Source organism: Paenibacillus durus ATCC 35681, assembly GCF_000993825.1.
In the GTDB taxonomy this organism is placed as follows: Bacteria; Bacillota; Bacilli; order Paenibacillales; family Paenibacillaceae; genus Paenibacillus_AQ; species Paenibacillus_AQ durus_B.
Genome location: NZ_CP011114.1, coordinates 4194192 through 4218207, shown reverse-complemented (window position 1 = coordinate 4218207; position 24016 = coordinate 4194192). Strand labels below are relative to the sequence as shown.

Genomic DNA, 24016 nt, shown 5'->3' with positions numbered 1-24016 from the left:
ATAAAATTTAATCCAAGTCTGCCTATACTTTTACATGGAGCAAATACTCTCCCCCTACACTATATTTGATTACTCACTACTGGGAGGGTATAGATAAAAATGAACAAAGGTCTGAAAAAAGTGGCAATCGGCGGTTTGGCCTGCCTGATCCTTTCCGCAGGAAGCTTTGCCTACGCGGCACAAAGCGCTTCCAAGACACAAAAGGCTGTAAAAGCCCCATCGAAGAATCTGATCGTCCTGATTGGCGACGGTATGGGACCCGCGCAAATCTCGGCGACACGTTATTATGAACAGTATAAAAAAGGAGTCAAGCATCTTAATCTCGACCCTTATTATGTGGGACAGGCCACTACCTATGCGGATCGCGGCGAAGACGGCGGCAAAGTGGTGTCGGGTGTCGTAACGGACTCCGCTTCTGCGGGAACGGCTTTTGCCACAGGCCATAAGACATACAATGCGGGCATCAGCGTATCCAATGAAGATGCGTCCAAGCCTTTCGCCTCCGTGATTGAAGCGGCGGTAAGCAGCGGCAAAGCAACCGGTCTCGTAACCACCGCGCGGATTACCCATGCAACGCCTGCCGTATATGCGTCGCATGTCCGCAACCGCGATAACGAAGCGGCCATTGCCTCCCAGTATCTGGAGAGCGGCGTGGACGTGCTATTCGGCGGGGGCAAGCAATTTTTTGTGACGAAGGATGAGAAAGGCAAGCGGACGGATAAAAATATTCTGCCTGACTTCAAAGCGAAAGGGTACACCATTGTCGAGAGCACGAGCGCACTGAAGGCTCTTCCGGCTTCCACGACTAAAGCGCTGGGTCTGTTCGGCAACTCCCATGTCGCCTATACCCCGGACCGTACAGCTGAAATTCCAAGCCTGGCGGCAATGACGTCGTCCGCGTTGAAGATTTTGTCCAAGGATAAGGACGGTTTTGTCATGATGATCGAAGGCGGCCGGATCGACCATGCCGGACATGCCAATGATTTCCCGACGCTTATCCAGGAGACGCTCGATTTCGACGCCGCCTTTAAGACCGCAATCGAGTTCGCTAAGAAAGACGGCAATACATCCGTAGTCGTGACTGCGGACCATGAAACGGGCGGTTTGTCCCTGTCGCGCGACAATATCTATGAGCTGAACATTGACCTGTGGGATAAGCAGAAGAATTCTTCGGAATCCATTGCCAGCAAGCTCGCCGAGGCCAAGACTCCTGAGGAAATTCGCAGTATTGTGGCGGAGAATACCGGAATTAACGATTTGACCGACGAAGAGGTGCAAGCGATTTTGGCAGGCGACGGTTCCTCCTACAAGCAAGAGGGCGCCTACAATGCCGTTATTTCCAAAAGACTGCTGGTCGGCTGGTCCGGACACGGGCATTCCGCCGTTGATGTTGGGATATGGGCATATGGTCCAATCGCGGGTAAAGTGAAAGGCCAAGTGGACAACACCCAGATCGCGAGAGCTTCGGCTGCCATTGTAGGGGTCAATCTGGATAAGAGAAGCGCTGAGCTTCAATCGAAATATGTTTATCCGAAATTTAAAATCAACCGCGAGAATGAAGTGCTGTATCCTGTCGCCTCGCTGATCAAAGCCCTTGGAGGAAGCTACAGCAGCGGATCATCCGTCTCGAAGGCCGCTTTTGGCAAAAATACGCTGAATATCAACATGTCGGCTCTGACAGCTACGCTGAACGGCAAGGCAGTAGCTTTCACAGTAGATAACGATAATGGAACCGTATATCTTCCGCTGTCTGCTTTCAACCAGTTAACCGGCAAAAATCTGAAATGGGATTCGCTCTCCGAACGGATTGTACTGCGTTAAGGAGGGGCAAGCATGCTGCAAATTTCCGGCCTGAACAAAAGCTTCCGAATTGACGGACGCAGTCTGCCGATTCTGGATATTCCTTCTTGGCAGGTGGAAAAAGGTGAAAAGGTGGCGATTACCGGAACCAGCGGGTCCGGTAAAAGCACGTTGCTCCATTTAATCAGCGGAATTGCGGTACCGGACAAGGGGGAAATTCACTTGGGGGGTCAGCCTCTGCATACCATGACGGAGGCCCAGCGGGATCGGCTGCGTTCACGGAGCATCGGTTATGTGCTGCAGGATTTCCATCTGATTCCATCTCTTACCGCCAGTCAGAATATCGAAATCGCAATTAACGCCAGCATGCCGGCGAAGCAGAGGAAGACGCTCATCTCCGAGTGGCTGGAGAGAGTAGGCCTGCCGGACCGGGCGAAGCATATGCCTTCCCAGCTGTCCCGGGGTCAGCAGCAGCGGGTAGCGATTGTCCGCGCGCTTGTGAATAATCCGCCGCTCGTGCTTGCGGATGAGCCCACCGGCAGTCTGGACTGGGAGACCGCTGATGAAATTTCGCGGCTTTTGCTCGATCTGAGCTCTTCCGGGCAGCAGACCCTGATTGTCGTCACGCATGACCTGAACATGGCGGAGCGCTTTCCGAAATGTCTGGATATAAGGGAGCTGAACCGTGTTCGGAAGCATTCGGAGCATCAAGCCGGAAGGGGCGGCGCACAGGAGGTAAGCAACGGATGAATCTTTTTTCATTGTCGCTGCGCAATATCCGCCATCGGCTTTTTCTCTCTTTTCTTACCGTCTGCGCGATCGGGGCGACCGTCGCTTTTATCGTCTTGTTTTCGCTTTTCCGGGACAGTGTCGAGCAGGGGGCGGAAAAAGGATACGGTCCGTTCGATCTCGTCCTTGGCGCACAGGGAAGCGAAACCCAGCTTGTACTGAATACGTTCTATCATATCGGCGCACCTACCGGGAACATTCCGGCAAGCGTACTGGACCAGGCGCGAAGCGATTCAGGCGTGGACAAGGCGTATGCTATGACGACCGGGGATAATTACAACGGCTTTCCGGTAGTCGGCATCGATCCGGAGTATTTTCTGACACGGTACGGCGACCGCACACTGAAAGAAGGCGCGCTGTATGCCAAGACGGGCGAAGCGGTTGTCGGATCGCATGTTGCCCAAACTCTCAGTCTGCATGTGGGTGATACGTTCACGGGTGCCCATGGACTTGTGGCGGAAGAGGGGCATCATTCCGGCGAAGAGGAGACCGGGGGCCACACCGGTGAAGGGGAAACGGAAGAACATTCGCATGAAGGCTTTTTATATACGGTGACAGGCATCCTGCCCGTGCTGAACACACCGGATGACAGAGCGGTATTCACGACCGTCGATTATGCCTGGGCAGTTCATGAACTTCAAGGGGAGGACCGTGAAATTACGGCCGTTCTGGTTAAGCCGTCAACTCTGCTTGGCGCTCATAATCTGAAGCAGACGCTTGATGGCAATAGCGGAGTTCAGGCGGCTTATACAAGCAAGGCGGTGTCGGATGTGGTAAACGCGGTCGACCAAGGCTCACAGCTAGTCGAAATATTGGCCGGTCTATGCGTGCTTCTTGCCGCGATTACGATTCTGCTGTCCTTGATCGCCGCGGCCGGAGAGCGCACCAAAGACGCCGGTCTGCTGCGGCTGCTGGGCAAGCCGAAGAGCTACGTATGGATGACGCTTATTAGTGAAGGCATGATCCTGACGCTGACAGGACTGGCCGCAGGCTTTCTTGCGGGACACTTGGCCGCGCTGATCTTTAGAGAAGTATTGTTTGCCAAAGCGGGAGTCCGAATCAACCCTTATCTGTGGAACGCCGATCACGGCTGGATTGCTGCGGGAACGATTGCGATCGGGCTGCTCGCCTCGCTGATTCCCGCCTTCCGGATGTACCGGCTTCACCCGCTCGCTTTGTTTAAATCTTAGGAGGTAGGCTGCCTTATGAAGACAAGACAAAAGTTTCTGACCGCTGCGGCTGTGTGCCTTGCCCTATTGCTGTCCGCATGCGGCAAAGATGGGCAAGAGACGTCGGCGTCTTCGTTTTCGTCGGTTCAGAACACCTCGGTATCTGCTGAAGAACAAGATCATTCCCAGGTGAACGGGGATAGGAAGGCAGCGGGGGATTCCGCCGCTGTCTTAAATTCCGCTTCGCCGAAGGCTTCACCGGGCGCTGCATCCTCTCCGGGTACCGCTACCGCCGCTATCAGCTCTGCCGTACCATCCATGGGTGCCGCTACCGCCGCTATCAGCTCTGCCGTACCATCCCCGGGCTCCACTACCGCTGCTCCCGGCTCTGCGGCGCCATCCCCGGCGTCATCGGCGTCGGCTACACCGGCTACACCGGATACGAAGCCAACCCCGGCTCCTAAGGCAGAAGCTTCGGATTCGGCGCCAGCGGCAAAATCGGCCGAAGCAACGCCTTCTTCGGAAGGGCAGAAGGCTATTGCCAGCTCCAAGCCAGCGGTTCTTCCCGCCCAAAGCGCCGAGGCCAAGCCGCCCGGTTCTAACCGGAACGCGTCTGCTTCCGCCGCTCCTTCCCCTACGCGGAAGCCGGTCTCCGCTTCGCCTTCGCCGTCCGCTTATGCGGACAACAGCGGCAAGACGGAAGCGACGGCCTCCGCTGCTCCGGGGAATGCCGGAGAAGAGGCGGCCAAAAGTGCGAATGACGGGAACCCGTCAGGTACGGTAAAGATCGGTTGGTCGGAATTTTTTGACGGGGGCGACCAGACCCGGCCGTCGGAGCGTTTCTGGGACCTCAGCGAGAGCAAAAGCACAGTGACCATCAAAGGCTTTATGGGCGAGGTGCTTTCCTTCGAGAAGAACTGGTTCCTGCTGATCCCTCAGCCTGGAGCCGAATGTCCTTTTGACAACGGCGACGAAACGTACTGGAACAAGATTATGATTGTATTTGTGCCGGACGATGTTAAGCTGAGGCATAAATCGGGTCCGCTGCAGGTGACGGGACGGCTTGAGGTGGGGATTAAGATCGACGAGTCGGGATATAAGACGATGTTCCGGCTGTACGATGCATCCTTTGAGGAGATTAAGGAGTAGCACTGGTTCTACATGAAGGCTTGTCCGGGGAGAGAGATCTTCTTGCGGACAAGCCTTTTTTTGAAATGTAAGACTTTTCAAGCTTCGTGCCTATCGTTTGGTCTTATATTTTCACTTTCCCCGGCAGCCAGGCATCGATATCGTATCCCCGTTGTTCCCAGTAGCCGACATGCTCGCCTTTGATCAGCTCAATGCGGTTGAGCCATTTCACCGATTTATAGGCATACATTTGCGGAACGATAAGCCGTACGGGACCGCCCAGTTCACTTGTAATCGGCTTGCCGTCGTGCATAACGGCGACTAGCACATCGTCCATCCGCGCTTGCTCCAGGGTCAGCGAATCGGTGTAAACGCCGTCTCCCGAATAAAATTTGACGCTTGTGGCTGTACTCTGCACACCGGCCATGTCCATAAGCTTCGTAAGCGGGATGCCCTCCCATGTATTTTTATAGACCGACCAGCCTGTGATGCAGTGAAAATCGCTCACCTGCACCTCCCGCTGGAGCTTGACGAATTGCTCCCAGTTCCAGCTCAGCTTGTTGTCCACCAGACCGTCAACCTTGAAAGACCAATTGGAATTGTCAAAAGAGGGGATATCCGTCACCGTATAGACTCGGAAATGCCCTTCAGCGCCTCCGCCGATCGGCGGGGAAGACTGCGGCAGCGGAACGGGGTCGGGTAGAAGGTGGTTGGCATTGGCTGCGGGCCACTCTCCCGCTGAAGGCAGCTGCAGCGACCGGCCCATCCAGCGGACAAAGGTAGGCCCAAGCGTAACGGCCAGCCCTGCGCCGACGGCAACTTTGAGAAATCCGCGCCGCGTATAGATGGGCTGAGGCTGCGCGTGCCCTTTTTCCACTTTATTGGGAACTGCTGCGTCTTTGATTTCCTGCTCCGGCCGAATCGACCGCTTATCCGGTTCTTTAAGCCAGCGGGTTCGGGTAATCGAATGGTAAATAATAATCGGCAGTCCAATCCAGGTGAAGAGATCATGCGCCAGCAGCGCGGCATTAGCCGCCTGCGGACCGAAGGCTTTATACTGCCAAAGCACAATCCCCGATACAATCCAGCCGAACAGCAGCGTGAGCACCGTGATGACATTTGCTTTTTGCGAGGGTCTCCCCTTCAGCCGTTTCCAGTGCTTGGACGCCAGCAGCAGGTAATAAATAACCGGAACAAGCAGGGCCAGCCCGGCCAGGATATGCCCCCATTTTAGCCAGACTCTGCCTTCCCCCAGCCATTCCCGCCAAAAAGCGCCGAGCAGCATCAGACCGCTTACAGCCAAGAACAACACAAGCCAGGCGTTCCATGCGTGAATGGAGACCAGCTTTTTCCCATAGCCTTTCCGAATGCGCGCCAGCGATTGTTTTAGCATTGTGCTTCCTCCCGTCCCAGAGTCCTGGGATATTTCAAGTTTTAATTAATTGTAACGCAAAAAACGGACGTTGAATAATACTTGGACACAGATCCAAAGGGCGAACCTCCCTAGCTTTTGGTAAGATTGAAGAAGGTAATTGCTATGGCACAAGAGGAGGCTGCCCACTGTGAAGCAGGAAACGATATTGCTGGTAGATGACGAGAAAGAAATTGTTGAGCTGCTTGAGATTTATTTTAACAATGAGGGTTATCGGCTGCTAAAAGCTTACAACGGCCTGGAGGCCATGAAATGGCTGGAGCAGGAAGAGGTGGATCTGATCATTCTGGATGTCATGATGCCCCATATGGATGGGATTACCGCATGCCTGAAAATTCGCGAGGCTCGGAAAATGCCGATTATTATGCTGTCCGCCAAAAATACCGACATGGACAAAATTACAGGTCTCAGCCTTGGCGCGGACGATTATGTCGGCAAGCCGTTCAATCCGCTGGAGATCGTGGCCCGGGCCAAATCCCAGCTTCGCCGCTATCATAAATGGAACAAGGATTTCTCCGCCCGCAAAAGCGATCATGAGCTTCAGTTCGAGGATTTGCTTATCGACACCGCGAAGCATGAGGTCAGCGTGGATGGCCAAAGGGTTAAGCTGACACCCCGGGAGTTCGCTATTCTGGAGCTGCTGGCCCGTCATCAGGGTCAAGTGCTGAGCATGGAGCAGATTTATCGCAGCCTGTGGAACGAGCCTTTTCTTGACGGAGGGAACACGGTAATGGTACATATTCGCAATATCCGGGAAAAAATCGAGCTTAATCCGAAGCGCCCGCGTTATATTCAAACAGTCTGGGGAGTCGGCTATAAGCTGGATGGTCCATCCTAGAGAGAGGAAAGGAGGGACACCCTTATGAACGGCAAATTTATCGCAACGATCCGCTGGAAGTTTATCCTGGCTTTTGTGCTTAGCAGTGTGACGGCGGCGGCGCTGCTGACAGCCTGCTACCAGTTGGTGAACTCAATGGTTTATATGAACTCGGGCCCTCCGAATGCTCCATACCGCCGGATTCTCCGGTGGATCATTAACCACATTGGCTCCGTTCCTTTACTGACGACGGTGGGAATTGCCAGCTTTTTGCTCTTCTTTTTTATTTATACACGTAAAATCGTCTTGTACCTGGAGGAAATTACACAGGGCATTCAGCAAATGACCAGAATAGGGATGGCGCATAGAATCGAGGTCCGTACAGGAGACGAACTGGGGGTGCTGGCTGAAAATATCAACGAAATGGCCAAGCGTCTACAGCACTCTCTGGAGGAGGAACGAAGGGCGGAAAATGCGAAAAACGACCTGATTACGGGTGTGTCTCATGATCTTCGGACTCCGCTTACCTCAATCCTCGGATTTCTGGAATACATTGAGCGCGATCGCTGCCGGGAAGAAGCCGAGATGCGTTACTATGTCAGCATTGCCTATCAGAAAACATTGGTGCTGCAAAAGCTGATTGACGACTTGTTCGAATATACCCGTGTGCACGGCGGAGGACTGACGCTGGCGCTGCAAAAGCTTGATTTGAAGGCGTTTATGCGCCAACTGGCGGAGGAATCGGTTCCCGCGCTGGAGCAGGCTGGCATGACTTATCGAATAGAGGATAACGCCGACCGGTTGTGGATCATGGCTTCCCCCCATGAGCTTGTCCGGGCCTATGAGAATTTAATTACCAATGCAATCCGCTATGGAAAAGAGGGCAAGAGAGTGGAGATCGGACTCAGCCGGGAAGGCGATGAAGCGGTGGTGCGAATCCGCAATTTCGGCGAGCGGATCGCGGAAAGCGATCTGCCGCATATTTTTGAACGCTTTTACCGGGCTGAGCGCTCCCGTTCGCAGCATACCGGCGGGTCGGGGCTGGGCCTCGCCATCGCCCAAGGGATTATTGAGCGTCACAACGGCGTCATTTCCGCAGAAAGCGATATGAGCCGGACTGATTTTATTACCCGATTCCCCTTATGTGAGGAAGGGACGCCCGAACCAATATTAAGAAAATCTTAAGAAAAGACCTTGGCGGTTCTTAAGATTTAGCCGCTATCCTTTAGCATTAGGTTGGCAGTTGCCTGAATGCGAGGAGGAAAAAGCCATGAAAAGATTGTATACGGTGCGGTTCGGCTATTTATATATCACCGGCGGATGCGCTCTGCTGAGCGGCGTCCTGTTGTTTGTCGTCCGCCGGATGTTTGCCCTGCTGTATACATATTATTCGCCGGAACCGGATGCCCTGTTCACCCGATTGTCGAATGGGGTCATCAATGTTGTTGGGCGGACACCTTTATCCGTCATCTTGTATTTAACATGCTTCGGCCTTCTATATATGCTACGATCCGAAATGATAGCCCGTGACATGAAGGTGCTCCTGCGGGCATCGGAGGAACTGGCGGAAGGCGGCAAAATTTCGGAAGTCACCGTGCGCTCCGGAGGAGAACTAGGGGAAATCGCTGCTAATTTGCAGCGAATCGGCAGAAACGGATCGGCGCCGGCGTGTTCACCTGAATTGCAGGGTCCCCGCCCGTCGGTGGTTCCGGCGCGATCGCCCGAACCGTCCGGCTCGTACTTATCCGTAGCCCCGGCGCCGCACTCTTCCCGTTGCCCGAAGCCGTCAGGCGGCGTGAAGGACGGATGCGGAGAGACGGCGGATTGGATCAGCGGGGAGGCTATCGCTCTCGTCCTAAGAACGAGAAGAATAATTCGAGAACTGTCGGCAGCGGAATTAGAGGTCCCCGACCGGAAGAGTGCTTTATATGCCCATCTGGAATCGGTTCAAGTGGAATTGCTGGACATGGAACGCTCGCTTGAAAGCCTGATTGTCTCATGAAGAAAATATTCGCCGTTTGGAGAGGAATGCCATATCCCCGTAACCACGAATTTCAGAGCTGGCGCATCGGTGTTCTCCGCTTCCTGTGCAGGCTGTTTGACGCGGGAGTACTCGCTGTAATACTGGGACTAATGGCGCTCATATATATGTTCGTTTACGGAAGATATACTGTTCATCGTCATTCGGATCATCTGATTCTTCCCGAATCCAGCGTCATCGCGGCTTCGGACGGCATGCGTATCGGCCGGATTCCTTTACCCGGCTCCGGTTACAGACAAGCGGCCAAGCTGCAGGAAATGCCTGAGCTTCTGATCAAGGCGTTTATTGCCGTTGAGGACAAGCGCTTTTATAACCACAATGGTCTTGATTACATAGGAATTCTTCGGGCGGCCGTGAACAATTCCGCTCGGATGAGACTTTCCGAGGGAGGGAGCAGCATTACACAGCAGCTTGCCCGCAGTCTCTATCTGAACAGAGACAGAACGATCTTTCGCAAGCTTAATGAAGCCTCCATCGCCGTCGCTCTGGAAAAGCATCTGTCCAAGAATGAAATCCTGGAGCTGTATTTGAATGAAATCTATATGGGGAGAGGGATGTATGGCGTAAAGTCTGCGGCAGAGCGCTATTTCGGTGTCTCTGACCTGAATCGGCTGGAGATTTGGCAGATTGCTGTTTTGGCGGGAATTCCAAAAGGGCCTTCCGTTTATAATCCGGCAGATAACGCCGAGAGGTCGCTGGAAAGGCGCAGAGTTGTTCTTGGCATCATGCGGCGCGAAGGTTTAATCACCGAGGGCGAAATGAGGGAGGCAGCCGTCGGCAAGTATGAGCCGCCCGAAGAAGCTGAATACGGACCGTCGGCCGTTTCTTATATGCAGGCCTCACTCAGCGAAGCGTCGCGTGTAACCGGCATACCGGTGAATAAGCTTCGAACGGGAGGGTATATAATTGAAACCGCGATGAACAAAGGAGCCCAGGCGGCGTTGGAGAAGGCTTTTTCGAGGAAGGAACTCTTTCCTCCGGATGGTAAGGGCAGCAAGGCGGAAGCCGCCATGGTCATTATAGACCACCATAACGGCGAGATCGTTGCTATGACCGGCGGACGCAATCCCCGCGAAGGAGATCTGAACCGGGCCGTACTCGACGCCCGCCAGCCTGGCTCAGCTTTTAAGCCGATTATTGTTTACGGCCCCGCCCTGGAGAGCGGACGGTTCGCGCCTGAGAGCGTGCTGCCCGACCGACCGTACGCTTATGGAAGCTACCGGCCCCAAAATATAAACAGCGCCTATGCGGGACAATTAACGATGAGTGCGGCGCTTCGCAAATCCGCCAACGCCCCGGCGGTATGGCTGCTAAGGCAGACGGGCCTTGCTTATGCGCGTCAGTTTGCTTCCAGGCTTGGCATCGATTTAACCGATGAGGATAATAACCTGTCGATAGCGCTTGGCGGGCTGCATAAAGGGGTATCTCCGCTGAAGATGGCTCAAGCCTATAGTGTGTTCGCAGGCGGCGGCATCTATCGGGAAGCCTATACCGTACGCCGAATTACAGACCGTAACGGAACCGTGTTGTATGAACATGTTCCGGCTGCTTCCCGGGTGATTTCGGCTCGAACTGCCGGGGAAATGACCACCATGCTGCGGACCGTTGTCCAAGACGGTACAGGCATAAAAGCGCGAATAAACCGACCGGTCGCCGGAAAGACCGGCACGACGGAACTGGATCTGCCGGGAACCGGTCAGAAGGCGAATCGTGACATTTGGTTTGTCGGCTATACGCCGGAATGGACGGCCGCCGTGTGGATAGGGTTCGACCGAACCGACAAGGATAACTATATGACCGCAGGCAGCGGCATGGCAGCCGCCTTATTTGCCAGAGTTATGGAACCGGCCTTACATCAGGCGCGGCGATAGGCTCTGATAAGCCTTAATGCGCCCAGTTTTCATGCCCCCTCCTTTTTCATGCCGGGACATCAAAAATGCCGCTTATCTTGAAAAGGCTCATCCTCCCTTTAAAAAGGAGCCATGAGCCTCCTTGTGGCGGTTCCGCTTCCCATGGCTTATTCCGCCGCCCATTCCTCTAGCTTGCGGTCTCCTGGGAGAAGCAGAGCGAGCAGGCCGAGAAGCGGTAGGAAGCCGCAAGCAATGAAGACATGGGTGATACCGACCATATCGATCATGCGACCGATGAACAGCGAGCCGATGCCGCCAAGGCCGAAAGCCAGTCCGGTAATAAGCCCGGAGACGGTGCCGATATTGCCGGGATACAGCATTTGCGCATAAATGACGGTGACCGAGAAACTGGACAGCAGGATAAATCCGCCGATCAGCAGCAGCACGCCTGCCCAAAATTGCCCTACGAACGGGAGCGCAAGCCCGAACGGAACCGTTCCGACCATGGAAAAGAGGATGAGATTCCGCCGTCCGAACCGGTCTGCCAGCGGGCCTCCGAAGAGAGTGCCCAGCGCTCCGGCAGCTAAGTACATAAAAATATAGTTCTGTGCGCTATCCAGCACCAGACCGTATTTTTCCATTAGATAGAATGCATAGTAGCTTCCGATGGCCTGACCGTACCATGAACGAACAAAGACGATTAAGACCAGAACGATTGTTGCCCTCAAAATGCGTTTCCTTCTGGCGGGGTCCATTGCGCGCGACGCGGTTTTTTTGCTGAACGTGTAGCCTGCATCCAGCATCTCCCGGTACCACCGGGCCACATAGGTCTGCACCACGACACCGGCGGCTGCAATGATCGTAAAGCCCAAAGCGCCAATCTGCCCGAACGGGATAAAAATCCACTTTGTCAGCAGCGGACCGAGCGACTGCCCCGCGTTGCCTCCAACTTGAAAAATGGATTGGGACAAGCCCTTTTTAAGACCGGCCGCCATATGCGCCACGCGCATCCCTTCGGGATGAAAGGTTGCCGAGCCGAACCCGATCAGAATAACGGAGAGCAGCACCAGGGCATAATTATTGGCATAGGCCAGCAGCAGAACACCCGTTAAAGTACTGCCCATCCCGAGCGGAAGCAGGATCGGACGCGGATGGCGGTCTGCGGCATAGCCGATAACCGGCTGAATAACCGAGGACGTAACGTTGAGCGCAAACGCAATCCATCCGATTTGGGCAAAGGAGAGCAGCATATTACTCTTAAGGATAGGAAAAATAGCCGGGATAACCGCCTGAATGGAATCGTTGAACAGGTGGACGAAACCGACGGCCAGCAGAATCCGGTAGATCGTGGCCTGCTGAAGATTGCGCTGCTCTCCGGCTGCCACATTTACCTGTGATATGGTTGACGTTGATTGATTTCTCATAACAGCTCCTTTCTATAAATAAGCCGGGAAATAAGCCGAGCACTCGATGAGATTACGATAACTCGTTTTACTGTCTCACTGCAATGAACATTCCACAAAAACTATGAGATATAGACCGATTAATACCTTTGCGTGAAAGATAAATCATTTATTTTAAAAAAAGGGTTGCAAGTTGGAGTTAGGCATGATATATTATTTCTTGTCGCTCGCGAGGTTGTGATGAAGTTGAAAATCATGATTGAAAAAAAGAGTTGACGAACGAAAGAGAATGTGTTATTCTATAATTCCTGTGCATGAGACGAAACATTCAAAATGCCGGGTGCAAGTTCTTTGAAAACTGAACAAATGGAACACGTTAATATAAATGATTCATCTAAATGAATCGTCAGTTTCAAATTGAGCGAATCGCTCTATCGATATCTGAATACGAAATTATCCGCTCAGCCGAGTTGGATCGATTTCCTATTCAGCCGATGTTGCGCTGCAGCATCTTTATTGGAGAGTTTGATCCTGGCTCAGGACGAACGCTGGCGGCGTGCCTAATACATGCAAGTCGAGCGGAGTTGTGATGGAGCTTGCTCCTGATCAACTTAGCGGCGGACGGGTGAGTAACACGTAGGCAACCTGCCCCTTGGACTGGGATAACTACCGGAAACGGTAGCTAATACCGGATAATTCCTCTTAGCTCCTGCTAGGAGGCTGAAAGGCGGAGCAATCTGTCACCAAGGGATGGGCCTGCGGCGCATTAGCTAGTTGGTGGGGTAACGGCTCACCAAGGCGACGATGCGTAGCCGACCTGAGAGGGTGAACGGCCACACTGGGACTGAGACACGGCCCAGACTCCTACGGGAGGCAGCAGTAGGGAATCTTCCGCAATGGGCGAAAGCCTGACGGAGCAACGCCGCGTGAGTGATGAAGGTTTTCGGATCGTAAAGCTCTGTTGCCAGGGAAGAACATCCTTAAGAGTAACTGCTTAAGGAGTGACGGTACCTGAGAAGAAAGCCCCGGCTAACTACGTGCCAGCAGCCGCGGTAATACGTAGGGGGCAAGCGTTGTCCGGAATTATTGGGCGTAAAGCGCGCGCAGGCGGCTGTTTAAGTCTGGTGTTTAAACCATGGGCTCAACCTGTGGTCGCACTGGAAACTGGACAGCTTGAGTGCAGAAGAGGAAAGTGGAATTCCACGTGTAGCGGTGAAATGCGTAGAGATGTGGAGGAACACCAGTGGCGAAGGCGACTTTCTGGGCTGTAACTGACGCTGAGGCGCGAAAGCGTGGGGAGCAAACAGGATTAGATACCCTGGTAGTCCACGCCGTAAACGATGAGTGCTAGGTGTTAGGGGTTTCGATACCCTTGGTGCCGAAGTTAACACAGTAAGCACTCCGCCTGGGGAGTACGGTCGCAAGACTGAAACTCAAAGGAATTGACGGGGACCCGCACAAGCAGTGGAGTATGTGGTTTAATTCGAAGCAACGCGAAGAACCTTACCAGGTCTTGACATCCCTCTGAATACGTTAGAGATAGCGTAGGCCTTCGGGACAGAGGAGACAGGTGGTGCATGGTTGTCGTCAGCTCGTGTCGTGAGATGTTGGGTTAAGTCCCGCAACGAGCGCAACCCTTGACTTTAGTTGCCAGCAGGTAAGGCTGGGCACTCTAGAGTGACTGCCGGTGACAAACCGGAGGAAGGTGGGGATGACGTCAAATCATCATGCCCCTTATGACCTGGGCTACACACGTACTACAATGGCCGGTACAACGGGAAGCGAAGCCGCGAGGCGGAGCCAATCTTATAAAGCCGGTCTCAGTTCGGATTGCAGGCTGCAACTCGCCTGCATGAAGTCGGAATTGCTAGTAATCGCGGATCAGCATGCCGCGGTGAATACGTTCCCGGGTCTTGTACACACCGCCCGTCACACCACGAGAGTTTACAACACCCGAAGTCGGTGGGGTAACCCGTAAGGGAGCCAGCCGCCGAAGGTGGGGTAGATGATTGGGGTGAAGTCGTAACAAGGTAGCCGTATCGGAAGGTGCGGCTGGATCACCTCCTTTCTATGGAGAATCGTTTCCCGCAGCGGAAACATTCAAATACGGAAGTGTAAGCTTCTAAGCCTATGCTTTCGAAGCAGCTTTGCTTCGCAAAGCTTTGAACTAACGTGTTCCCATTTGTTCGGTTTTGATGGAATTTGCGGGGCCATAGCTCAGCTGGGAGAGCGCCTGCCTTGCAAGCAGGAGGTCAGGAGTTCGATCCTCCTTGGCTCCACCAACAAACTTCATCTATTTGTTATGTCTTGATCCTTGAAAACTGGATACCGAAACGAAAATTGCGTTTTAGAACATCTTTTAGCTGAAACTTGTGTCAAACAAGTTGAATGAGCTAACTGAAAGCGAAGATTTTCGGTTTGTGCAGCGACTTTTGGCTTGAAGGGCGAAAGCGAACGGAGTCATCCGGAAGCGGCCATTCAAACAAGATGAGCAAACAAACGAAAATCGGAGCGTTGGTTAAGCTACTAAGAGCACACGGAGGATGCCTAGGCGCCAGGAGCCGACGAAGGACGTGGCGAACAACGAAAAGGCCTCGGGGAGCTGTAAGCAAGCTTTGATCCGGGGGTGTCCGAATGGGGAAACCCGGCTGTGGTAATGCACAGTCACTTCCATCTGAATACATAGGGTGGATAGAGGCAGACCAGGGGAACTGAAACATCTAAGTACCCTGAGGAAGAGAAAACAAGAGTGATTCCGTCAGTAGCGGCGAGCGAACGCGGAACAGCCTAAACCGAAGAGCTTGCTCTTCGGGGTTGTGGGACGTCTTACATGGAGTTACAAAGGAACGGTTTAAGCGAAGAGGTCTGGAAAGGCCCGCTAGAAGAGGTAAAAGCCCTGTAGCTGAAAAGTCGTTCCCTCCAAGACGGATCCCGAGTAGTGCGGGGCACGTGAAACCCCGTATGAATCCGGCAGGACCATCTGCCAAGGCTAAATACTCCCTGGCGACCGATAGTGAAACAGTACCGTGAGGGAAAGGTGAAAAGCACCCCGGAAGGGGAGTGAAACAGTGCCTGAAACCGTGTGCTTACAAGAAGTCAGAGCCCATTTTAGGGGTGATGGCGTGCCTTTTGTAGAATGAACCGGCGAGTTACGTTTAACGTGCAAGGTTAAGGCGAGGAGCCGGAGCCGCAGCGAAAGCGAGTCTGAATAGGGCGCTTAAGTACGTGGGCGTAGACCCGAAACCGGGTGATCTACCCCTGTCCAGGGTGAAGGTGCGGTAACACGCACTGGAGGCCCGAACCCACGAACGTTGAAAAGTTCGGGGATGAGGTGGGGGTAGCGGAGAAATTCCAATCGAACTCGGAGATAGCTGGTTCTCCCCGAAATAGCTTTAGGGCTAGCCTCGGTGATTAAGAGTAATGGAGGTAGAGCACTGATTGGGTGCGGGGCCCGCAAGGGTTACCAAGCTCAGTCAAACTCCGAATGCCATCTACTTGTCGCCGGGAGTCAGACAGTGAGTGCTAAGATCCATTGTCAAAAGGGAAACAGCCCAGACCATCAGCTAAGGTCCCCAAGTGTGTGTTAAGTGGGAAAGGATGTGGAGTTGCACAGACAACCAGGATGTTGGCTTAGAAGCAGCCACCATTGAAAGAGTGCGTAATAGCTCACTGGTCGAGTGACTCTGCGCCGAAAATGTAACGGGGCTAAACACACCACCGAAGCTATGGCTTGATGCTTGCATCAGGGGTAGGGGAGCGTTGTGTATACATTGAAGGTTGACTGTCAAGGACAGCTGGAGCGTACACAAGTGAGAATGCCGGTATGAGTAACGAAAAGATCAGTGAGAATCTGATCCGCCGAAAGCCCAAGGTTTCCTGAGGAAGGCTCGTCCGCTCAGGGTCAGTCGGGACCTAAGGCGAGGCCGACAGGCGTAGTCGAAGGACAACAGGTTGATATTCCTGTACCACCGTAATCCGTTATCGAGCAATGGGGGGACGCAGGAGGGTAGTGACGCGGACTGATGGATGTCCGTCCAAGCAGTGAGGCTGATGTGTAGGCAAATCCGCGCATCGCAAGGCCAGGCTGTGATGGGGAGCGAAAATTGTAGTAGCGAAGGTCATGATCTCACACTGCCAAGAAAAGCCTCTAGCCAGGAGAAGGTGCCCGTACCGCAAACCGACACAGGTAGGCGAGAAGAGAATTCTAAGGCGCGCGGAAGAACTCTCGTTAAGGAACTCGGCAAAATGACCCCGTAACTTCGGGAGAAGGGGTGCCTCGGTAGGGTGAATAGCCCGAGGGGGCCGCAGTGAAAAGGCCCAAGCGACTGTTTAGCAAAAACACAGGTCTGTGCGAAGCCGCAAGGCGAAGTATACGGGCTGACGCCTGCCCGGTGCTGGAAGGTTAAGGGGAGCGGTTAGGGGTAACCCGAAGCTGTGAACCGAAGCCCCAGTAAACGGCGGCCGTAACTATAACGGTCCTAAGGTAGCGAAATTCCTTGTCAGGTAAATTCTGACCCGCACGAATGGCGTAACGACTTGGGCGCTGTCTCAACGAGAGATCCGGTGAAATTTTAATACCTGTGAAGATGCAGGTTACCCGCGACAAGACGGAAAGACCCCATGGAGCTTTACTGCAGCTTGATATTGAACTTGGGTACGATCTGTACAGGATAGGTGGGAGCCTTGGAAGCCGGAGCGCCAGCTTCGGTGGAGGCGCCGTTGGGATACCACCCTGATCGTATCTAGGTTCTAACCTGGTACCCTAAGCGGGTACGGGGACCGTGTCAGGCGGGCAGTTTGACTGGGGCGGTCGCCTCCTAAAGCGTAACGGAGGCGTCCCAAGGTTCCCTCAGAATGGTTGGAAATCATTCGAAGAGTGCAAAGGCAGAAGGGAGCTTGACTGCGAGACCTACAAGTCGAGCAGGGACGAAAGTCGGGCTTAGTGATCCGGTGGTACCGCATGGAAGGGCCATCGCTCAACGGATAAAAGCTACCCTGGGGATAACAGGCTTATCTCCCCCAAGAGTCCACATCGACGGGGAGGTTTGGCACCTCGATGTCGGCTCATCGCATCCTGGGGCTGAAGTAGGTCCCAAGGGTTGGGCTGTTCGCCCATTAAAGCGGTACGCGAGCTGGGTTCAGAACGTCGTGAGACAGTTCGGTCCCTATCTGTCGTGGGCGTAGGAAATTTGAGAGGAGCTGTCCTTAGTACGAGAGGACCGGGATGGACGTACCGCTGGTGCACCAGTTGTTCCGCCAGGAGCATGGCTGGGTAGCTACGTACGGACGGGATAAGCGCTGAAAGCATCTAAGCGTGAAGCCCCCCTCAAGATGAGATTTCCCAGTTAGTAAGACCCCTTGAAGACGACGAGGTAGATAGGTTGGAGGTGGAAGCACGGCAACGTGTGGAGCTGACCAATACTAATCGGTCGAGGGCTTATCCAAAAAACACCCCAAAAAGTGAAGCGGAGGCTTCGAAGAGTATGCCGAATACTTTTCGGGGACCCCGGGAACTGAAGGGGTAAGACGCAATGTTTCGTTTCGATCCAGTTTTCAGGCGATTGAGGCCTGCCGTTTGGTGGCGATGGCGGAGGGGTTCCACGCGTACCCATCCCGAACACGACCGTTAAGCCCTCCAGCGCCGATGGTACTTGGACCGAAGGGTCCTGGGAGAGTAGGACGCTGCCAAGCGGACAACCATTCCCTGATAGCTCAGTTGGTAGAGCACTCGACTGTTAATCGAGTTGTCACAGGTTCGAGTCCTGTTCGGGGAGCCATGCTCTCATAGCTCAGTAGGTAGAGTGCATCCATGGTAAGGATGAGGTCACCGGTTCGATCCCGGTTGAGAGCTCCATATCTGCTCGGCCCGTTGGTCAAGGGGTTAAGACACCTCCCTTTCACGGAGGTAACAGGGGTTCGAATCCCCTACGGGTCACCATTATCATTAGTTTTTGGGGTTGAGAGCCCCGCAGGTTTAATTAACTCAAGTGGATTGCCACATATGGAGGCTTAGCTCAGCTGGGAGAGCATCTGCCTTACAAGCAGAGGGTCGGGGGTTCGATCCCCTCAGCCTCCACCATATCCTTCTTAATATTTGAGGATTATATGGGCATTATATAGGTATCCATTATTGGGGATTAGCCAAGCGGTAAGGCAACGGACTTTGACTCCGTCATGCATAGGTTCGAATCCTATATCCCCAGCCACTTCACCCTCAAAAAGTGAAGTGAAGCTTAGATGATGATTCCGAGTACATTTCGGGGACCCCATCTTACGCGAGCCATTAGCTCAGTTGGTAGAGCACCTGACTTTTAATCAGGGTGTCGAAGGTTCGAGTCCTTCATGGCTCACTTTTAAGTAACTTGCGCGTGTGGCGGAATTGGCAGACGCACTAGACTTAGGATCTAGCGTCTTTGACGTGGGGGTTCAAGTCCCTCCACGCGCACCATTTAAATGCGGACGTGGCTCAGCGGTAGAGCATCGCCTTGCCAAGGCGAGGGTCGCGGGTTCGATTCCCGTCGTCCGCTCCATATTTTGCGCCCTTAGCTCAGCTGGATAGAGCGTTTGACTACGAATCAAAAGGTCGGGAGTTCGAATCTCTCAGGGCGCGCCATTATATTAACGGGATGTAGCTCAGCTTGGTAGAGCACCTGGTTTGGGACCAGGGGGTCGCATGTTCGAATCGTGTCATCCCGATTTTCACCTTTGCGGGTGTAGTTCAATGGTAGAACTTCAGCCTTCCAAGCTGATAGCGTGGGTTCGATTCCCATCACCCGCTCCAGTTTTAAAATAACTACATAAGCAACTATTCATGTAGAACAGACACTCTTACTTTGGTAAGAGTTTTTTTGTTTTTGCCTAAGCTGCATAGTGCTGTTAACAGCAGCAAGGGTGTCTATTTATTTCAGAGGTAATTAATATGATGAGAATATATGTTTGGTTTAAGGCTCTAAAAAAAGGCCGACTTCCGGCGGGATGCCTAAACGTGAATAATAACTCTCCAAAGATTCATCCTGCTCGGGAGAGGCCGCGGCGCTTAACAAGAGAACGGCAAACCGATTAGCCTGACGTTCCAGCTTGCCCGGGGCGAAATAAGAGCTCTCCTCCAAAAAGAACCGGTTAATGCCTTTATGCAGCCGGTCATGGCCCAATTCATGCGCGCAAACAAATCGCTGCCATTCCAAAGACAGCTCATTATGAATGACAATAAATCGTCTGCGAAGCTTGCGATAGTATAACCCTTTGGTTCCTTCGCCCAGGTTCATAAATCGGACATGGATACCTAGAGCCCGGCATAGCTCAAACGGACAGTTGGTTTTATATTTTTTAATTAGCTTTTTGACCAGTTCATCCATTTTCTTCACCTGCAGCATAGGTATTGTTTAAGGGCATTAATTATCCGATTTGTCTGGTTTGGGAGTTGGCTTTCGTTTGTTCATCTGCTTGGCTTCCCAGAATAAGCCTGTCAGCACGTCTTTTATTCGTTGTCTGTCCTCTTTGTTAAGCGGAATTCCGTCAAACATCAGCTCTCCGTCATCCTCCAGCATCTTTTTAAAATCGCGCTTGTCTTTGCTGGTCGCCCATTCCGGTATCGCTTCAGCCATCTGCTCATATTCCTGTAAGTATCCTGCCCGTTCCATAAGCTCTTCGTAGGAGGCATTCATGGCTTCTGCCAGTCTGCGCAAGGTTGCCGGCTTAGGTACGCCGCGCAGCCCGTTCTCGATCCGTGAGATCTGTGAACCGCTGATGCCGGCCGCCACAGCCAATTGGCTAAGGGTAAGACCTTTGCTCTCGCGCAGCCGTTTTAAATATAATCCAAACTCATGTTCCATCCCGTAACACTCCTTGGCATTCAATTGTCTGCTAATATTACTATAATCTAATTTTGCCAAAAGGTAAATAAAGTAATGGACATTTTGCCATAAGACAAGGAAATGGGAGTTATTATGCGATTATCGGTGCGAAATGGCTGAAAACCGGATTTTACGAAACCCAATGCGAGGTGGTATATTATAGAAAAATACGAACAAGATGCGAACACAGAATATTCTACCACATTTTTCTTTTGCATCTGAAACAAATTTCTAGAAAACCGTTAAAGGAGCGCTACACGATGATGAATCTATCTTCCTTGCCTGAACTTGACCGGCGCCAAACTCAAATAGCGATTGAAAGCATGCTGGAGAAATACCGGATTTTCAAAACGATTACTTTTGAGGCCAGAGAGGCTTCCACTACGTATTCTTACACGGAACGTTTTCATGGACCGACGCATGTTATTGCAGATCCGACCGCTTCGCTCGCTGCGCATAATGTGGACGTGCCTGCCGCCCGGAGGGCGTACTGTGCCGCTGTGGAATCGGTGGTAGAGAGACTGGACAGCCGGGAACAGCAGCTGGTTCGCGAAAGGTATTTGCGAAGGGATGAGGTATTCGATTATACGGTGTACAATCATGTATTCGACCCGCCCATTAGCAAGGATACTTATGTAAAAATCCGGACGCGCGCTTTTTATAAAATGGCTCTCGCTTTCAAGGAGCTGAACATGCTGTCGCTGGGCCCGATGCTTAAAGCGGCGTCCAAAACGAAAAAGGCAAACACCGGCGTACTGTCGAATATCCGATAATAGGCCAAGACAAGTCACCATAATTAATAGTAAGCGGAAGGAGATTGCCCGAAAGGGCGGTCTCCTTTTTGTCTTACCGTGTGCTCCTTTCAAATGACTGCGCCCACGACAGATAGGGACAGAACTGTCTCGTGACGATCTGAACCCTTTGAAGGGTTCAATAAGAAGAGATTTATTCGCCGCCGAAAAAGCGTCTTTTTTCATCTCAATCTTCTTCCGAACTTCGCCTGAACGCCGTCTTCATGCGCTAAAAAAGGAGATATGATTATACCATGGCAAATGAAGCGAAAGAACACCGCAGGAGCATGAATGCTTCAGCCAAAGCCGCAGATACACCTGTAGAGCCAAGATAGCGGTGAAAGTTTCTTTCGGTCATTGCCTAAACAAACGGATGTCATCCATAGGGATGATGTCCGTTTTGCCTATCGGGATAGACGGGAGGGGATGAAGGCACAGGTAAGTATAGGGGTGCAGAAAAAGATCGGCAATAACCGGCTGACGGCCGGGTTCAAGAAAGGAAGGCACTAATGTCTGTACAGCATTTGCGGAGCTGCATTACGGCTGCGCTGGAGCAGCGTTTTGCGGACATTCCCGTTATTTCGAGTGACGATCCGCCGCAGACGCCGGGCTTTCGGCTGTTTCTGGTTTCGGCGGCGTATGACCGGCAGCGGGAAGACCGATATGCGGCGGTGTACCGGTTCGGTGTCCGCTATGAAGGTGTTCCGGTATCGGAGGCGGAGGTTATGGCGGACGCTTTGCGCGATGCTCTTACCCTCGTAGAAGGAGACGGGGTGAGCTACCGCAGTGTACGGCAGACCTGGACGGCCGGAGCGGCAGCAGAAGCGGCTCTGTTCACGGCAGAGTATTCGCTGTACCTGCAAAGCGAGCGTCCTGAAGCAGTGAGAATGGGTCAATTCACAGAGGAAGGAAGATTAAAATGAGCGCAATGATTGAGAACAATATCGTATTCGGCAAAACCCAGATCCTGGAGTCGGCGATTTTTACGCCAAGGGAAAAGGATGTGCTTGACGTGATTTTGCAGCAGGATCAAAGCTATACGCTGGAACAGGCTAGACAAGAGCTGGAGCTCTTTTTAACGAAGGAGGTTATCTAATGGCTGGAGGAACATGGACAACGCAAAACAAGGTGCGTCCCGGGGTGTATGTGAATGTGTCATCCCAATCGGGCGCAATCGGAAAAATGGGAGAACGCGGCACCGCCGCACTGGCTCTGGCGCTCTCTTGGGGGCCTGCCGGTGAAATCATCAGCATTACGCCTCAGGCAGATATCGCGAAGCTGCTCGGATATGACTGGACGCATGAGGCGCTGCTTCCGGTGCGCGAAACGCTCAAGCGTGCGGGTAAGCTGCTGCTGTACCGCCTGAATACCGGCGTCAAAGCAGAGGCAACAGCCAGCGGGTTGAAGACAACCGCTCAATATGGCGGAGAACGCGGCAATGATCTGTCGGTCGTGATTGCAAGCAATATCGAGGACCCGGCCAAGTTCGATGTAAAGACGCTGCTTGACGGAACGGAAGTGGACAGACAGACGGTCGCGACCGCAGCCGATTTGCTGGATAACGTCTATGTTACGTTCGCGGCGAACGGGTCGGAGGGACTGACAGCGTCTGCCGGAATTCCGCTTACGGGCGGAAGCAACGGGACGGTGACCAATCAGAACCACAGTGATTTTCTGACCGCGCTGGAGGTGCAGGATTTTCAAACGGTCGGCCTGATCTCGCAGGACAACTCGCTTAAAGCCCTCTACACCTCTTATGTGAAACGGCTGCGCGATTCCGAGGGTAAGAAGGTGCAGGCTGTTGTGTCCGATTACGCTACCGCCGGTTACGAAGGAGTCATCAGCGTGAAAAACGGTGTTATCCTAAGCGATGGAACCGTTGTGGACAAGACGAATGCGGTGGCATGGACAGCGGGAGCGACCGCAGCGGCCGCAGTGAACGAATCGCTGACCTATCAGGCCTATGACGATGCGGTGGATGCCGATGTCCGCTTAAGCCATTCCGAGACGACGGCGGCGCTCCTCAATGGTGAACTGCTCTTTACTTACAACGGCACAAAGGCGGTGGTCGAGCAGGATATCAATACGCTTACGGCGTTCACACCGGCAAAAGACAAGGCTTTCTCGAAGAACCGGGTTCTCCGTGTGCTGGACGGTATCGCGGTTGATCTGAAGCGTATTTTTGAAACTTACTTTGTGGGCAAAGTATCCAATAATGAGGACGGACGTGCGCTGTTCTGGTCGCAGTGCGCTGCCTATATGAACGATCTCCAGGATATCGGAGCCATTGAGAACTTCAACGCGCAGACGGATATTTCCGTCGTTGCCGGCGTCGACAGCGATAGCGTAGTACTGGAAACGGCTGTAAAACCGGTGGATTCGGTAGAAAAAGTATATCTGAAAGTGAAGGTGGTTTAAGATGGCGTTCTTGAAAGCTAGCGACACGATTTCCGGTCAGGAAGGCCGCGCTTATGCGGTGATTGGCACCCAAATCGAAGAGATGTTCTATGTGAAAAAGCTGGAGGCTACGGTCGAGAAGCAAAAAGCGGAAGTCAAAACGCTGGGCCGCCGCGGCGTCCAGCATAAAGCGACGGGGTGGTCGGGAAGCGGTTCGATGACTATTTTTTATATGACCAGCCGTTTCCGTCAAATGATGCTCGATTACATGAATACGGGGGTTGACCAGTATTTCGATATCGAAGTCATCAACGAGGACCCTTCGTCCAGCATCGGCGCCCAGCGGGTCAATCTGAAGGGCGTCAACCTCGACAGCGTCATTATGGCTTCGCTTGATACCGAGTCGGATGCGCTGGAGGAAGAGGTCAGCTTCACGTTCGAGGATGTAGAGATTGGCAAGCCGTTCGGTTCGGCGTCTTAAGCCGGAATTTATACGCATCATGTGAATTCGCTCGCGGGGGAGGACGGCGTCTATGGCGCTGGCTC

At 53.0% G+C, this 24016-nt stretch carries 17 protein-coding genes, 12 tRNA genes and 3 rRNA genes; 28 read left to right on the top strand and 4 right to left on the bottom strand.

All coding sequences use genetic code 11. The features are described from left to right. Positions 1-99: 99 nt before the first annotated feature. The 4 genes from VK70_RS19800 to VK70_RS26700 are packed head-to-tail and all read left to right on the top strand — an operon-like array spanning position 100 to position 4907. Positions 100-1821: an alkaline phosphatase gene (locus tag VK70_RS19800; RefSeq protein WP_025697352.1), complete on the top strand. Its 1722-nt coding sequence runs from the start codon at positions 100-102 to the stop codon at positions 1819-1821. 12 nt (positions 1822-1833) lie between these two features. Next, on the top strand, positions 1834-2550 hold the full coding sequence (locus tag VK70_RS19795) for an ABC transporter ATP-binding protein (protein ID WP_025697354.1): 717 nt from the start codon (positions 1834-1836) through the stop codon (positions 2548-2550). After that, positions 2547-3779, top strand: coding sequence for an ABC transporter permease (locus tag VK70_RS19790; RefSeq protein ID WP_025697356.1), 1233 nt, complete (start codon positions 2547-2549; stop codon positions 3777-3779). Before VK70_RS19795 ends, VK70_RS19790 begins: the two co-directional genes overlap by 4 nt. A gap of 15 nt (positions 3780-3794) precedes the next feature. Beyond that, complete coding sequence (locus VK70_RS26700) at positions 3795-4907, top strand: hypothetical protein (protein WP_046723649.1); 1113 nt, start codon at positions 3795-3797, stop codon at positions 4905-4907. 103 nt (positions 4908-5010) lie between these two features. Here the strand turns inward: VK70_RS26700 and VK70_RS19780 are convergent, their stop codons facing one another. Then, positions 5011-6279, bottom strand: a complete 1269-nt coding sequence (locus tag VK70_RS19780) for a molybdopterin-dependent oxidoreductase (protein WP_025696916.1) — start codon at positions 6277-6279, stop codon at positions 5011-5013. 169 nt (positions 6280-6448) lie between these two features. On the opposite strand from VK70_RS19780, the gene VK70_RS19775 reads away from it, so the two are divergent. The 4 genes from VK70_RS19775 to VK70_RS19760 all read left to right on the top strand — a co-directional run bounded on the left by VK70_RS19775 (position 6449) and on the right by VK70_RS19760 (position 11047). After that, on the top strand, positions 6449-7156 hold the full coding sequence (locus VK70_RS19775) for a response regulator transcription factor (protein WP_025696918.1): 708 nt from the start codon (positions 6449-6451) through the stop codon (positions 7154-7156). 24 nt (positions 7157-7180) lie between these two features. After that, positions 7181-8320, top strand: a complete 1140-nt coding sequence (locus tag VK70_RS19770; protein WP_025696919.1) for a sensor histidine kinase — start codon at positions 7181-7183, stop codon at positions 8318-8320. Positions 8321-8405: 85 nt separating this feature from the next. Then, positions 8406-9137, top strand: a complete 732-nt coding sequence (locus VK70_RS19765) for a hypothetical protein (RefSeq protein WP_025696920.1) — start codon at positions 8406-8408, stop codon at positions 9135-9137. A gap of 26 nt (positions 9138-9163) precedes the next feature. Continuing rightward, on the top strand, positions 9164-11047 hold the full coding sequence (locus tag VK70_RS19760; RefSeq protein ID WP_025696922.1) for a transglycosylase domain-containing protein: 1884 nt from the start codon (positions 9164-9166) through the stop codon (positions 11045-11047). Positions 11048-11193: 146 nt separating this feature from the next. On the opposite strand, the gene VK70_RS19755 is transcribed toward VK70_RS19760, so the two are convergent. Continuing rightward, the gene (locus tag VK70_RS19755) at positions 11194-12450 is read right to left on the bottom strand and encodes an MFS transporter (RefSeq protein ID WP_025696923.1); all 1257 of its coding nucleotides are present in this window, start codon (positions 12448-12450) and stop codon (positions 11194-11196) included. 492 nt (positions 12451-12942) lie between these two features. Between VK70_RS19755 and VK70_RS19750 the strand changes: the two genes are divergently transcribed. The 15 genes from VK70_RS19750 to VK70_RS19680 all read left to right on the top strand — a co-directional run bounded on the left by VK70_RS19750 (position 12943) and on the right by VK70_RS19680 (position 19210). After that, positions 12943-14497, top strand: a 16S ribosomal RNA gene (locus VK70_RS19750). Between the two features lie 138 nt (positions 14498-14635). Further along, positions 14636-14711 (top strand) — tRNA-Ala (locus tag VK70_RS19745). 234 nt (positions 14712-14945) lie between these two features. Beyond that, positions 14946-17874 (top strand): 23S ribosomal RNA (locus VK70_RS19740). A gap of 129 nt (positions 17875-18003) precedes the next feature. Beyond that, a 5S ribosomal RNA gene (gene rrf / locus VK70_RS19735) occupies positions 18004-18120 on the top strand. The 16S, 23S and 5S rRNA genes sit together here with 12 tRNA genes alongside, the layout of an rRNA operon. Positions 18121-18130: 10 nt before the next feature. Then, positions 18131-18206: transfer RNA gene (locus VK70_RS19730), tRNA-Asn, on the top strand. A 1-nt stretch (position 18207) separates the two neighbouring features. Beyond that, positions 18208-18283 (top strand) — tRNA-Thr (locus VK70_RS19725). A gap of 9 nt (positions 18284-18292) precedes the next feature. After that, a tRNA-Glu gene (locus VK70_RS19720) sits at positions 18293-18367 on the top strand. A gap of 65 nt (positions 18368-18432) precedes the next feature. Then, positions 18433-18508 (top strand) — tRNA-Val (locus VK70_RS19715). Between the two features lie 52 nt (positions 18509-18560). Next, a tRNA-Gln gene (locus VK70_RS19710) sits at positions 18561-18635 on the top strand. Between the two features lie 71 nt (positions 18636-18706). Further along, positions 18707-18779, top strand: a tRNA-Lys gene (locus VK70_RS19705). Between the two features lie 14 nt (positions 18780-18793). After that, positions 18794-18877, top strand: a tRNA-Leu gene (locus VK70_RS19700). A 7-nt stretch (positions 18878-18884) separates the two neighbouring features. Continuing rightward, positions 18885-18959 (top strand) — tRNA-Gly (locus VK70_RS19695). Between the two features lie 6 nt (positions 18960-18965). Next, positions 18966-19042: transfer RNA gene (locus VK70_RS19690), tRNA-Arg, on the top strand. 9 nt (positions 19043-19051) lie between these two features. After that, positions 19052-19125, top strand: a tRNA-Pro gene (locus tag VK70_RS19685). An 11-nt stretch (positions 19126-19136) separates the two neighbouring features. After that, positions 19137-19210, top strand: a tRNA-Gly gene (locus tag VK70_RS19680). 160 nt (positions 19211-19370) lie between these two features. Here VK70_RS19680 and VK70_RS19675 read toward each other — a convergent pair. Both VK70_RS19675 and VK70_RS19670 read right to left on the bottom strand, forming a co-directional pair. After that, positions 19371-19784: an ImmA/IrrE family metallo-endopeptidase gene (locus VK70_RS19675; RefSeq protein WP_025695695.1), complete on the bottom strand. Its 414-nt coding sequence runs from the start codon at positions 19782-19784 to the stop codon at positions 19371-19373. A gap of 36 nt (positions 19785-19820) precedes the next feature. Next, complete coding sequence (locus tag VK70_RS19670) at positions 19821-20261, bottom strand: transcriptional regulator (RefSeq protein ID WP_025695694.1); 441 nt, start codon at positions 20259-20261, stop codon at positions 19821-19823. Positions 20262-20545: 284 nt separating this feature from the next. On the opposite strand from VK70_RS19670, the gene VK70_RS19665 reads away from it, so the two are divergent. The 5 genes from VK70_RS19665 (at position 20546) to VK70_RS19650 (ending at position 23951) form a co-directional block, all read left to right on the top strand. Beyond that, the gene (locus VK70_RS19665) at positions 20546-21055 is read left to right on the top strand and encodes an ArpU family phage packaging/lysis transcriptional regulator (protein WP_036640611.1); all 510 of its coding nucleotides are present in this window, start codon (positions 20546-20548) and stop codon (positions 21053-21055) included. A 527-nt stretch (positions 21056-21582) separates the two neighbouring features. Beyond that, complete coding sequence (locus VK70_RS19660) at positions 21583-21996, top strand: phage tail terminator family protein (RefSeq protein WP_025695692.1); 414 nt, start codon at positions 21583-21585, stop codon at positions 21994-21996. Then, positions 21993-22169: a hypothetical protein gene (locus VK70_RS28425; RefSeq protein ID WP_155986910.1), complete on the top strand. Its 177-nt coding sequence runs from the start codon at positions 21993-21995 to the stop codon at positions 22167-22169. Before VK70_RS19660 ends, VK70_RS28425 begins: the two co-directional genes overlap by 4 nt. Then, the gene (locus VK70_RS19655; RefSeq protein WP_025695691.1) at positions 22169-23491 is read left to right on the top strand and encodes a phage tail sheath family protein; all 1323 of its coding nucleotides are present in this window, start codon (positions 22169-22171) and stop codon (positions 23489-23491) included. The genes VK70_RS28425 and VK70_RS19655 overlap by 1 nt, the downstream gene beginning before the upstream one ends. Before the next feature lies 1 nt (position 23492). Further along, positions 23493-23951 carry a phage tail tube protein gene (locus VK70_RS19650; protein WP_025691980.1) on the top strand — a complete coding sequence of 153 codons (459 nt, stop codon included), beginning with the start codon at positions 23493-23495 and terminating at the stop codon, positions 23949-23951. Positions 23952-24016: the final 65 nt, after the last annotated feature.

What these genes read in the sequence shown, in the direction of transcription:
- VK70_RS19665 (WP_036640611.1), top strand. Translation starts at nt 20,546, where the DNA reads ATGAATCTATCTTCCTTGCCTGAACTTGACCGGCGCCAAACTCAAATA.
- VK70_RS28425 (WP_155986910.1), top strand. Translation starts at nt 21,993, where the DNA reads ATGAGCGCAATGATTGAGAACAATATCGTATTCGGCAAAACCCAGATC.
- VK70_RS19755 (WP_025696923.1), bottom strand. Translation starts at nt 12,450, where the DNA reads ATGAGAAATCAATCAACGTCAACCATATCACAGGTAAATGTGGCAGCC.
- VK70_RS19675 (WP_025695695.1), bottom strand. Translation starts at nt 19,784, where the DNA reads ATGGATGAACTGGTCAAAAAGCTAATTAAAAAATATAAAACCAACTGT.
- VK70_RS19670 (WP_025695694.1), bottom strand. Translation starts at nt 20,261, where the DNA reads ATGGAACATGAGTTTGGATTATATTTAAAACGGCTGCGCGAGAGCAAA.
- VK70_RS19800 (WP_025697352.1), top strand. Translation starts at nt 100, where the DNA reads ATGAACAAAGGTCTGAAAAAAGTGGCAATCGGCGGTTTGGCCTGCCTG.
- VK70_RS19790 (WP_025697356.1), top strand. Translation starts at nt 2,547, where the DNA reads ATGAATCTTTTTTCATTGTCGCTGCGCAATATCCGCCATCGGCTTTTT.
- VK70_RS19765 (WP_025696920.1), top strand. Translation starts at nt 8,406, where the DNA reads ATGAAAAGATTGTATACGGTGCGGTTCGGCTATTTATATATCACCGGC.
- VK70_RS19770 (WP_025696919.1), top strand. Translation starts at nt 7,181, where the DNA reads ATGAACGGCAAATTTATCGCAACGATCCGCTGGAAGTTTATCCTGGCT.
- VK70_RS19795 (WP_025697354.1), top strand. Translation starts at nt 1,834, where the DNA reads ATGCTGCAAATTTCCGGCCTGAACAAAAGCTTCCGAATTGACGGACGC.
- VK70_RS19650 (WP_025691980.1), top strand. Translation starts at nt 23,493, where the DNA reads ATGGCGTTCTTGAAAGCTAGCGACACGATTTCCGGTCAGGAAGGCCGC.
- VK70_RS19655 (WP_025695691.1), top strand. Translation starts at nt 22,169, where the DNA reads ATGGCTGGAGGAACATGGACAACGCAAAACAAGGTGCGTCCCGGGGTG.
- VK70_RS19780 (WP_025696916.1), bottom strand. Translation starts at nt 6,279, where the DNA reads ATGCTAAAACAATCGCTGGCGCGCATTCGGAAAGGCTATGGGAAAAAG.
- VK70_RS19760 (WP_025696922.1), top strand. Translation starts at nt 9,164, where the DNA reads ATGCCATATCCCCGTAACCACGAATTTCAGAGCTGGCGCATCGGTGTT.
- VK70_RS26700 (WP_046723649.1), top strand. Translation starts at nt 3,795, where the DNA reads ATGAAGACAAGACAAAAGTTTCTGACCGCTGCGGCTGTGTGCCTTGCC.
- VK70_RS19660 (WP_025695692.1), top strand. Translation starts at nt 21,583, where the DNA reads ATGTCTGTACAGCATTTGCGGAGCTGCATTACGGCTGCGCTGGAGCAG.